This window comes from Herminiimonas sp. CN (genome assembly GCF_000622895.1).
In the GTDB taxonomy this organism is placed as follows: Bacteria; Pseudomonadota; Gammaproteobacteria; order Burkholderiales; family Burkholderiaceae_D; genus AVCC01.
In genome coordinates, this window is record NZ_AVCC01000095.1 from 1 (window position 1) to 11,368 (window position 11,368).

The window sequence follows — 11,368 nt, forward strand, 5'->3', positions numbered from 1 at the left end:
ACCAAAAAAAACCAGTTTCTGTAGGTTTTTCATTTCAAGGCTCGCTTCGGTGGGCTTTTTTATTGCCTGGGGATTTCATGAGCATTGACTTGACCGACTTCAATAATGCGATAAATCAGCACGTTGCCAGCCTATCTGGCGAGAACCTGAAGCAAGTGGCCGATGCGGCTGGCGCTGTCATCTTGCAGGCTGTTGAATCTCATGCGCCGGTCAAGAGCGGCGCATTGAAAGCCAGCCTGAATCAGCAAGACACCACTGGAAAAAATAAAGCATCTTCGGCCGTCCAAGTCGAGAACTCGGCCAAGGGCGGCGCGGAATTCTACGCCGTGATGATCGAATACGGCACCTCAAAAATGGCCGCGCATCCGTTCATGCGCCCGGCCTATGAAGCATCGAAAGCCGCAGCCGAGCAGGCAGCAATCGCCGCAGCGTCTAACCTCATCACCGGAATCAAATAATGTCCCTAGCCACCCTGAATACCAACATCAACGCCAACGCCAATGTTGCCGTTTCCGAGTTCGGCAAGGTTCAGGTCGCGGCCAAGGATTCGATGGGGAAATCATCGGCTGCTGTCGATAGCCTGCGCGATTCGATGGCCGTTGCCTCGCGTGGCGCGGAACAGTCGATGCAATCGATGTCGCGCTCGATGAATATGGCCCGCGATGCGACGACAGGCAGCATGGGTAAGTCGGCTGATTCCGTCGATCAGCTTGCAGAGTCCGTTCTTGCGGCCTCGCAGTCGATGGAGAAGGCTGCGGCGTCGATACAGCAGAGCATGGCCGCAAGCGGGAATGCTGTCGTAAAGAGCGCAGACGAATCCGCAAAGGCGCTGGATTCGCTCAATGACGTTGATTTGACGAAGATGCAGAAAACCGTTGCCGCAAGCATGGGTGCAACTTTTGGCGCGGCATCCGTGGCGACAAAAACGTTCTTAGAGGATGCCAAGAGCGCAATAGAAACAAAGCTCGTTATTATCGGCCTGGCGCTTGCAACCGGCGTGGCCGCAGCGGTCTTTACCGGCCTGTACGCGGCATATAAGGCGACAGATTTTGTAGTCGGCCTATTCACCGGAGAAAGTTATAAAAGCGCCAGCATCGACGCCCTGATCGCCGTCAATGACAAGGTGAAGGAGTTGCAAGATACGCTCCACGTAACGGCGCAAGATGCAATGGCAACCGGAGCCGCACTTGAAAACCTTGGCGTCTCAAAATCTGATTACTCGTCCGTCTACGTGAAGGCGAGCGAGGCCATCCATAACAATGCGGAAGAAATGGACCGCCTTGGCGTCAAATACGGCACCACAGAACAGATCATCCACAACGCCAATGAAAAGCTGAACGAGTACACCGAAGGATGGGATCGCAATCAGGCGGCGGCGGCAATGGGGCTCGGGACGGCTGCTCAGGTAGCTGCTGCAGCCAAGGTAACGAGCGCAGAACTTGGCAAAGCCAAGGAGCGTCTTGACGATTACAACCTCGGGTTAGGTGGCGATACCCAGGAGGCAGTGAAGCGGTACGAAGATGCAATGCGCGCCTTCAACCGTGAAACTGACTTGACGGCACAAGGGTTTTCCCGCGCCTGGGCCGACCAGATTATGCCGGTTTTGACCGATCTTTCCGAGTTCTTAAGTGGCGGACTGCCTTACGCAGTCAACGCATTCCGGTATTCGATGGCGACCATCACATCGCTGTTCTATGGCCTGAAAACCGTAGTGTATATGGTCGCTGAATCGATTCTTGGCAGCATTGAGGCAATCGGTTCTGGTCTTAGCGGGCTTGCGTCGGCAGCAATGAAAGCCTTGAGCGGTGACTTTTCAGGGGCAAAAAATTCCCTTATCCAAGGCTGGACTGATGCCAAAACACGCCTGGGCGGTATTGGCGACAACATCGTCGCGCAAGCACGATCCAATTCTGCCGCCATGCGTCAGGCATGGGCGATGGATGACCGCGCAGGCGCAGGCAGTGCAAAACCAAAGGGCAGGGACTGGATCGCCAAGCCGGAAACACCAGATGACCCGGCTAAGGAAAAGAAGGCTGCACAAGTGGCGGCTGAGATTTCCGACTACGAAAAGCTGATGAAGGCCATCAACGAAAAAATCAGCGTGCAGGAAATGGAGATTGCTGGCGACCATGCGTTGACGGACGGCGAAAAGCTCGCCGCGAAGTTCGCTACCGACCTGCGCGACAACAAACTGAACTTGATCGCCACCGCAGGCAAGTCCGTAGAAATGCAAAAGATCGAGCTTGCTGCCGGTCTAGAAAAGCTGATTCAAGATGAAAGGGCGAACGAGGCCAAGAAATCGGCTATCAAGATGGCCGACGAGCTTGCCGCATCCGGCCAGAAAGAAATCAAGACGCTGGAAGATCAACTCAAGGCGCAGCGGGACCATAACGACGAAATCGGCCTGACCGTTGAGCAATTGGGCGCTCTGAAGTCCTCCAAGTTGGATGCTGCAGCGGCAAGCGACGAGGAATTAGCAGCGAATCTTCGCATCGCGGCCAACTATGCCGGGCCGCTGCATGATGCTTATCTCCAGTATGCCGATGCCCTTGATCGCGCTGCCAAACTTAACCGCGACCTGTCCTCGGCAGAAACGGACGGAGCGACCAAGCAAGCGGCGACTGACGCAGCTAAAAAGAAGGCTGAAGAATGGCAGAAGACCATCGATCAGTATGACCACGTATTTCAGCAAGGCTTTGCCGATATGGTCAACGGCGGTAAGAACGCGTGGAAATCCTTCACAACCTCGCTCGTCACCACCTTCAAAACCACGGTCGCCGACCAGATTTACAAAATGTTTGCGCAGCCGTTCGTGGTCAAGATGGTAGGCAGTCTGCTTGGCGTATTCGGCGCATCCGGCATGGCATCAGCAGCAGACGGCAGCGGTAGCGCAATGGGCGCGGTATCCATGCTGAGTAGCGTCAATTCCGCGTACAGCGCGATCAACACAGGCTTTGCTGGAATGTCATCTTCTGTGGCCTCCGGCGTACAGAGCGGGATGAATCTTTTTAGCGGCTCTGGCGGTTTTATCGGGCAGGGGCCGATGCAGGTATCCGGATTTGCGCAAGGCATCGGCACAGCCGCTGGAGTCGCTGCCGGTGCTGCCATAGGTGTTTATGGTGGCCGCATGATTTCGGGCCAGTACGGCAGCAATTCCACGGTCAATGCCGGAACCGCAATCGGGGCGGCAGTCGGATCATTCATGCCAGTCATCGGTACGGCAATCGGGGCGGCAGTCGGCGGCTTGATCGGGGGCGTACTTAATCGCGCCTTCGGCATGGGCGACAAGAAGGCTACATCAAGTGGCATTGAAGGCAATTTCGGCAGCAGTGGATTCGCCGGCAATAGCTTCGTCAACTGGCAGCAGGATGGCGGCTGGTTCCGCAGCGACAAATCCGGCCATGACACGAGCGCCCTAGATAGCGCCACCACAAAGCAATTTACAGACGGTTTCGCCTCGATCAAATCGGTATCGTCCGACTTCGCCAAATCGCTCGGGCTGGATGCCAGCAGCATTGCCAACTACAGCAAGAAAATCAGCGTAGCGCTGACCGGCAAGGCAGAAGAGGATGCCAAGGCCATTGCGGCCCTGTTCGCCGGCATGGGCGAGGACATTGCATATCAAATGATTTCAGGTAAATCCGCCGTGGTGGATAGCGCCTATTACATGGCGCAAAATCCCGATGTCGCGAAAAACTGGAAAAGCGGCGACGCTCAGGACCATTTCGATAAATACGGTCGTGCTGAGGGCCGGTCGGCGTCCGCCAATGCCGTTATTGGCCCGGACTACAGCTACGTCCTGAAAGAGAACGAAACCTACTCTGCCGCATTGCAGCGCCTCTCCGTTAGCCTGTCCGCAGTCAATGGCATGTTCGATACGCTCAATGTCAAGTTGCTTGAAACGTCGATTGCTGGCGGCGACACGGCATCCAAGCTGGTCGATCTGTTCGGCGGCCTGGACAATATGAAAACCGTCTCTGCCGGCTATTTCCAGTCCTTCTACAGCGATCAGGAAAAAGTTGACATCGCCACCCGTCAGCTTGGGAAAACCTTTGCCGACCTCGGCTTTGTGATGCCAGCCAATAACGCGGCACTGCGCGCGCAGATCGAGGCGCAGGACCTGAGCACGGACGCCGGCCGGAAAGCCTATGCGCAATTGATGGGGCTGTCCGGAGCGTTCGCATCCCTGTCCAGTTCCGCCGATCAATTGGCGAAAGCATCGGCAAATGCAGCAGCGCAGAACTATTTCAACGCGATCGACAGCAAAAAGCAAGCTGCGGGACTGACAGACGAAGCCGGCGCTGCGCTGGACAAGTTTTTCGGAACAGTTGCCAACGGTACAGACGCCAACCTGGCCGCCGCGCAGGCAGCCAACTCTGCCGCCAAAACCGCAGCCGACAACTGGCGCGCAATAGCCGGCACGATCCGCTCCACGCTGGACGGAATCAGGGGTGGCACCGAGCAGCTGACTGGCGGCTACGCATCCTCTCTGGCGAAATTCCAGTCGCTGACCGTGCTGGCGCGCGGTGGCGATGCGGATTCCGCCGGCAAGTTGTCCGGCGCGGCACAGGCATTCCTGACTGCATCCGAAAGCAAGTCGGTAACGATGGCAGATTACCTGCGCGACCGCTACAAAATCGAAAACTCGCTGACTGAAACGCTCGGCTCCACCGACGCGCTGGCGTCCGCGCAGGATCTAATCGTGCAAAACACGGCAGCCACGGTGACGGCGCTGAACGCAATGAACACCACGCTGACCGGGTTCGCTGCTGATGTATACGAAATGCTGCAAAAGGGCTACAAGGGCGGCACTGTGGAGGACGCCACAAAAGCGGCTGCTGGATTGGCGCAGCTTGAGGCTGGCTGGTCTACCAATCCATACTGGGGATCATCGAAAGAGGGCGACAAGCAAGGATACGAGAGCGGCGGATCATTTACACGGCTGGCTGGCGATGTCACGCAATACACAGGGGCTAACGGTGCAATTTACTATTTAAAAGGCACTGAATCCGTCCTCGATATCGCCAAACGAATCCCGGAAATCCGCGCCGTGTGGGAAAAGCAATACGGCATCAAGTTGCCGGCATTCGCCGCCGGCGGCGACCATACAGGAGGGCTGCGTATCGTCGGCGAGCATGGGTGGGAGGTGGAGTCAACTGGCCCATCTCGCATTTTCAATCAGCAGCAGTTGGGGCAGGCGCTGCGCGGCGGTGGCGATAACTCGGAACTGGTAGTGGCGATCAACTTATTGAAAGAGGAGGTAGCAATGCTCAGAAAAGCAGCAGACAAAACCGCTGACAACACAAAACAGAGCGCGGACATATTAGACCGATCCACCGCGGGCGGCGGTCCGACGCTTGTCCGAATTGTTGCAGCATGAGCGCCTACCTAAGCATACTGGCCCCAATCCAGATCACGGATGCGATGCTCGTCAGCAGCACGGCTTCTGAGCCAGCGACAAGCGGCGAGCCCGCATGGGCGGCAATCACCAGTTACGCGGTAGATAGTTTGGTGAGCCGCAGCACGACCCACCGCATCTATCGCAACCTTATCGCCGGGGTAGACGCGACGTTGCCCGAGGATTCTGCGTTGCTGACGACGCCGCACTGGCAGGATATTGGTCCTACCAACCAGCGCGCCATGTTCGACGGAGAGGTTTCGACGCAGACGGTCGTTGCATCGCCGCTCACTGTGGTTATACGTCCTGGATTCTTTAACTCCCTGTACCTGGCTGGGCTGGATGCAGCAGGCGCAACAATCACGGTAAAGGACGCGCCGGGGGGCAATGTAATCTACAGCGCGGTAGGCCCGCTCGAAGGCTCCGCGCCAGATGACTACTACGAATGGTGCTTTGATCCGTTTAAGCCACAACGCGACCTGCTACTGAGCGGAATCGACCCATACAACGCCGCCGAAATCACAGTAACGCTCACTGGCGGGACGGTTAAATGCGGAATGATGGCACTGGGAGACCTGCGCCCATTGGGTTCGACGCAATACGGCGCGAAGGCGAAGCCGAAAAGCTACAGCTACATTGACATAGACAAGTACGGCAACAACAAGATCGTGCGCCGAAAAAAGGCAAAAGACATCAGTGCCACCGCGATGTTATCGCTGTCAGAAGCCAATTCGGTGCTCGAAACAATCACCGAGCTGCTCGATGTTCCCTGCGTAGTGATCTGTACCGACCTGCCGGAATACGGCGGCCTGCGCGCATTCGGCCTTGTCAGCGGCGAACTCTCATACGACTTCCCCAAGGACTGCCAGCTTTCCGTCAACGTTTTAGGACTCATATAAATGGCTACACCTCCACCAAACATGACGTCGGCACCGACGCCTGCACCACAACGTGGCGACCGCACAACGTTCTCTGACCGCCTTGATGCGTTTGTCACCTGGATTTCCACAGCGGTTGTGGAATTCGGTGCGTTGGCTGCAAATGTTTATAGCAATGCGGTGATCGCCTTCGACAGCGCAACCAGCGCAACGGCATCGAAAAACACCGCATCCACAAGTGAATCGAATGCTCAGGCCGCAGCACTCGCAGCGCAAACAGCAGCCGGCCTGCCGCCGCTGCCGAACGCGGGACAGATTCTCAAGACGGAGGGTGTCACCAATATCATCACCGGGGCAACAACGCTTACTGCGAACAAATCGTATGAAATTGACACGTCAGGCGGGCCCTTCGCTGTGGCAACGCCAGCGGCCCCGAACGTGGGCGACTGGATCGTTATGACTGACCATGCAGGTACATGGAACGTCAACCCGGTGACGGTCACCCGCAATGGCAAGAACATCATGTTCCTGGCGGAGGACTACATCGGAGACACCAAGAATGCCACAAGGTTATGGACGTACATAAACACAACGAAAGGGTGGGCAATTAAATGAAAGATTCGCAACTGTTCGGTGGAGGCATCCCAATTGGCTCCAGTACCCTAGCTCTCGATGCTCCAGTTAGTTTCACCTCCAACGGGCAAGAATTTCTCCGGGCAGGCTCAATAAAAGCCTACGATGCCAGCTATGCAGTTGCGATCGCTGCCGCACCGCAACTGCGGGTATTTGGGAATGATGCCAAGACTTACGGTGTGATCGCCGATAACAGCGCACCGTCGCCCCGCTACTATTACATTGGCGGGAGCTACATAGGCGTCACTACTTCCATGTTTGCCTACGGGGCTGCTTTAAACTCCCTAAGCTCGCTTAGTGCGGTCTTCTGTGCGCCAGTTAAACGGTGCGCTGTGAACGGAACTGCCCATCTGGTAGTTCCGTACGCTAACGCGAATACGGCGCTCCAGTACACCTCTAACGGAAGCGCGTTCGCGGCAGTGGGGGGAACGTTCACAACGCTCCCGATTCCAAAGGCCGTTGCTTTTGGGAATAACAGTTGGCTGTCACTATCCGCGGTTAATAATATTGCTGGTGAACAGGCGTACATCAACAATGCAAACCCTTCTGGAGCATGGACTGTCGGAACTACCGGGCTGGCAGCTACCATGACCTCCGTGAATGCGCTGAACTACGGTACAGGGGTATTCGTTGCGGTCGGGACGAGTGCTACTGCTACTGCTGGGAAAATCGCTACCTGCGCCGCAGTCGGCGGTGCTTGGACTGATCGGACAGCGGCATCTGGGGTTACGTTCGCCGCAGGCGAAGCCATTCTGGACGGCGTGTTTGACGGTACTGCGCATGTGCTGGTGACGAGTACCGGACGGATCTTGACATCAACTGACGGTATCAATTACGTAGCACGAGGCACTGCACTGGATATTTCCAGCAACGTCCCTCAGTCTGGCGCAATATCGTGGGCGCAGGCCGTCGGCGTCGGATCAATGGAGCTGACAACCGATGGTGCTGGAACCGTTGTGCTTCAACAAGGCGGAACCCCAAATGTCCGCAACATACTAGCGGTCAGCCTCGACCACGGAGCTACGTGGAGCGCTTTTCAAGCCTACAGCGGCAAGGCTGGCAATGGTACTTCACGCACAATTTCCTACGCAAACGGGCGCTGGATAGAAAACCATTCAGGCAACATTCAGTCATTGGTAGACATCGGCCCTTCACTGATAACACCCGACTACATCGGGCAGCAATCACAGCAAGCCGCAGGCCAATTCGTGAGGATCAAATAATGGACGGAATAATCACACTCCAGCCTGTCGCTGTGGCCAATACCCGGCTCACGCGACTTGCGTTCAAAAAACGCTTTCCCGCATCGAAATGGAAAGCCGCACGTGCGGCATCGGCAACCAATATCGACCTTGCAGATTTTTTCGAGGATTTTGATCTGGCGACCTATATCGATATTGCGCGACAGGATGTGATTGATCCTGTCAATGCGCTGATGTTGGCTGCATGGCCCGTTGAAATCCGATTGACGCAGGAAGAATCTGATGCTGTTCTGCTGGAACCGGTGCAGCCGATCGAAGAATTCCACGGATGAGGATCGCCTTCTATAAATCAACCCGCCCAGGGCTGGCCGGCATCTACAGCCGCGCAGTGCGCTGGTGGACGCGCAGCCACTACAGCCATGCCGAAATCATTTTCAGCGACGGCATGGCCGCATCGTCCTCGTTCATTGACGGCGGGGTGCGCTTCAAGCGCATCGAATTTGATCCGGAGCATTGGGATTTTGTCGAGATTGCCGGCGACGAAAACGCGGTACGGCAATGGTTCGCCGCGCATGAAGGCCGCGCCTATGACCTGATTGGCAATCTCGGATTCGTCATCGGCTGCGTACCGGATGGCCGCGACAAATGGTCATGCGCAGAAAGCATCGCCGACGCGCTGGGCTATCCGGAGCCGTGGCGCTACAGCCCGGCAATCCTGCATTCCGTCGCATCACATCAAAACCACATCACCCGGTTAGCTCCGGGGTAACAAAGGAGCAGCATGGCAGAGCCAATATCAACAGCAGCAGCATTATTTTCCGCAATCATCAAGGCGGCACTGGCGTATTTGCCGGGCGCAGCGGGAGCCGCAGTATCACTGAGATTTCTCGGTGAAGATCTGAGCTTTTCGCAAAAGATCATTTCCTTTGCAATCGGATTTGCCTGCGCGGTGTATATCGCCCCGGCTTTAATCGATTTGTTCAGCATCGGCGGCCAGCGCGTCCATTCCGGCGTGGAATTCCTGGTAGGGCTGTTCGCGCTGGCAACCTGCCGTGAACTGTTCGCGGAAATTAACAGCGCCGACCTGATCGGGGCGCTCAAGCGGCGCTACCTGGGGGGCGACAAATGATAGGGCAGTGGGTATCCGGTGGGGTTCTGGCTGTGTGCGTATGGTGCGTGCTGAATCCCAGGCTCCATACGCGTACGGCTGGAACGCTGGCGCTCTCCTTGATTGGCATTTTGGCATTGGTGAATCTGCTATGAATAAAACTGATCTACTGAAAATCATGCCGTATGCAAAATCGCGCATCGATACATTTGCGGAACCGCTGAACGCCGCAATGATGGAATTCAATATCAGCACCAAGGGCCGGCAAGCATCGTTTCTGGCGCAGGTGGGGCATGAATCCGGCCAACTGCGCTACGTGTGCGAACTGGCATCGGGCGCCGCGTATGAAGGGCGCAAGGATTTGGGCAACACGGAGCCGGGCGACGGCATCCGGTACAAGGGGCGCGGCCTGATCCAGATCACCGGCAGGGCGAATTACAAGGCCTGCGGGGATGCGCTTGGGTATGACCTAGTTGCCAATCCGCAGCTGCTTGAGTCTCCGGTGCTGGCATGCCGGTCGGCAGCATGGTTCTGGCGCTCGCACGGGCTCAATGAATTGGCAGATGCTGGCGATCAAACCAGGGTGACGCGGCGCATCAATGGCGGCACGAATGGCTTGGCCGACCGGCTCGCGCTATTCAAGGTGGCGTCCGAGGTGCTGGCATGAGCATCCTCGACCCGCGCCTATGGCTGGCACTGCTGCTATCGCACGGCCTGCTGTTCGGCACCGGCTACTGGCGCGGCGATCTGGTGGGTGCGAAATCCGAGCGCGCAACGTGGCAGGCCAAAGAGGCGCAGCGCGTCACGGCCGAACAAAAAGCCACGTTGCAAGCGATGGAAAACAATACCCGCCTTGAACAGCAGCAGGAAATCGACAAACGAAAGGTGATAAATGGACATCAAACCGAACTGGCGGCTATCCGCGCTGCTTACGAGTATCCTGCTGGCCGCCTGCGCATCGCCAGCGCCGTCTGTAATAGCGTTGCCGCAGCCAGCCAGGCCGACCGTGCCGGTGGAGCTGATGCGACCGCTGCCGCAGCCGTTGAGCTTCCAATCGAGATTGAGCACGATCTTCGGAAACTCGCACGAGATGCCGACGAAGTGACGGCGACAGCGCGCGCTCTTCAGGAATCGATGCGAATCAGTGGATGCTATGCGGAAATTTCAAAATAGGGCTATCCGTAATACGTGGTTGATTTTGTTTTGTGCGCCGCATAAATAAAATAGTAAAAATATCTCTTGCACTACTCCCAAATGGGTATATAATATAATTATTGGATGCGGCAACGAAAATCAAAATCAGCGGAAACTAAAATGACCTTACTCACAAAATTCGCAACAAAAAAGACTCAGACAGCTTACGAAGTATTGCAAAATGAGTCTGGTTATTTTGATGCTCCACAACACCAGGTCGCTGCTGTAGCCGCACCAAAAACAGTAAAGAAATATATGTTTACCAGCCTGCCGCAAACAGCAGAGGCACTGGTTGCTCGACTAAACGCTGATATCGCCAAGGTTGACGCGATGCAAGATGCTTTCGGAAAAGAAATTACCCAAGAAAACATCGCAAAATTGTCTGCTTTTTTAACTGCTAACAACATCGCTTTTTAAAAGGGAAAAATCATGTACTTGCTTAATGACGGAACGGAAGTGCAAAAAGATCAAATAATCGAAGCCGTTGCGGCAGGGAAGGCGCGCATTGTTTATGGTCGGGGAGAGGGAAAAACGACAGAGGCATTGATGTTGGATGGCGTTGACATCGATACTCGCGGGCAGTGCCATAGCATGTGGGAAGAGGTATGGACGGCCGTTCCAAAATCGGAAAATGCCGCACTGAAAATAGCCGCCTATCACTACGGTAAATGAGGGACAATGCCTTTTAGTATTCCAAACGTCCCGACGCCTGCGCAAATTCGACAAGCACGCATGGACGCCGGACTGACACAGCGCGCATGCGCCGAGCGATTCGGCTACTCGCTGACCGGCTGGCAGAAAAAAGAGGATGCCGGGCTCAGCGGCCGATCGCTGTCGGTTGGCGAGTGGGAATTGTTGTTGCTACTTGCTGGGCAGCATCCGAATTTCGCATTGCAGCGCAACACAAAATAACGCCGTCAACCGCGTATTACGGGTACCCCAAAATAGAAGGGGT

General features: G+C 55.9%; 13 protein-coding genes. All 13 read left to right on the top strand.

All coding sequences use genetic code 11. From position 1 onward, the window contains the following. A partial coding sequence (locus tag HMCN_RS18385) for an HK97-gp10 family putative phage morphogenesis protein (RefSeq protein ID WP_155837598.1) occupies positions 1-458 on the top strand: 458 nt, incomplete at its 5' end. Further along, complete coding sequence (locus HMCN_RS0115395) at positions 458-5,380, top strand: phage tail tape measure protein (protein ID WP_025918213.1); 4,923 nt, start codon at positions 458-460, stop codon at positions 5,378-5,380. The genes HMCN_RS18385 and HMCN_RS0115395, both read left to right, overlap by 1 nt. Further along, a complete protein-coding gene (locus HMCN_RS18390; RefSeq protein WP_025918214.1) occupies positions 5,377-6,297 on the top strand; it encodes a hypothetical protein in 921 nt (306 codons plus the stop codon). Before HMCN_RS0115395 ends, HMCN_RS18390 begins: the two co-directional genes overlap by 4 nt. Continuing rightward, positions 6,298-6,891 carry a hypothetical protein gene (locus HMCN_RS0115405; protein ID WP_155837599.1) on the top strand — a complete coding sequence of 198 codons (594 nt, stop codon included), beginning with the start codon at positions 6,298-6,300 and terminating at the stop codon, positions 6,889-6,891. Then, positions 6,888-8,132 (top strand): hypothetical protein, encoded by a 1,245-nt coding sequence (locus HMCN_RS0115410; RefSeq protein WP_025918216.1) that lies wholly within the window; start codon positions 6,888-6,890, stop codon positions 8,130-8,132. Before HMCN_RS0115405 ends, HMCN_RS0115410 begins: the two co-directional genes overlap by 4 nt. Positions 8,133-8,164: 32 nt before the next feature. Then, entirely contained in the window at positions 8,165-8,443 is a 279-nt protein-coding gene (locus HMCN_RS0115415; RefSeq protein WP_155837600.1) for a hypothetical protein, read from the top strand. After that, positions 8,440-8,880, top strand: coding sequence for a hypothetical protein (locus HMCN_RS0115420; RefSeq protein WP_025918219.1), 441 nt, complete (start codon positions 8,440-8,442; stop codon positions 8,878-8,880). Before HMCN_RS0115415 ends, HMCN_RS0115420 begins: the two co-directional genes overlap by 4 nt. Positions 8,881-8,892: 12 nt before the next feature. After that, positions 8,893-9,240 (top strand): hypothetical protein, encoded by a 348-nt coding sequence (locus HMCN_RS0115425; RefSeq protein WP_025918220.1) that lies wholly within the window; start codon positions 8,893-8,895, stop codon positions 9,238-9,240. A 157-nt stretch (positions 9,241-9,397) separates the two neighbouring features. After that, complete coding sequence (locus tag HMCN_RS0115430) at positions 9,398-9,886, top strand: glycoside hydrolase family 19 protein (RefSeq protein ID WP_238552200.1); 489 nt, start codon at positions 9,398-9,400, stop codon at positions 9,884-9,886. Continuing rightward, positions 9,883-10,392: a hypothetical protein gene (locus HMCN_RS0115435; protein WP_025918222.1), complete on the top strand. Its 510-nt coding sequence runs from the start codon at positions 9,883-9,885 to the stop codon at positions 10,390-10,392. Before HMCN_RS0115430 ends, HMCN_RS0115435 begins: the two co-directional genes overlap by 4 nt. Positions 10,393-10,533: 141 nt before the next feature. After that, on the top strand, positions 10,534-10,830 hold the full coding sequence (locus HMCN_RS0115440; RefSeq protein WP_025918223.1) for a hypothetical protein: 297 nt from the start codon (positions 10,534-10,536) through the stop codon (positions 10,828-10,830). A 12-nt stretch (positions 10,831-10,842) separates the two neighbouring features. Then, a complete protein-coding gene (locus HMCN_RS0115445) occupies positions 10,843-11,085 on the top strand; it encodes a hypothetical protein (protein ID WP_025918224.1) in 243 nt (80 codons plus the stop codon). A 60-nt stretch (positions 11,086-11,145) separates the two neighbouring features. Further along, on the top strand, positions 11,146-11,325 hold the full coding sequence (locus tag HMCN_RS0115450; RefSeq protein WP_238552202.1) for a hypothetical protein: 180 nt from the start codon (positions 11,146-11,148) through the stop codon (positions 11,323-11,325). Positions 11,326-11,368: the final 43 nt, after the last annotated feature.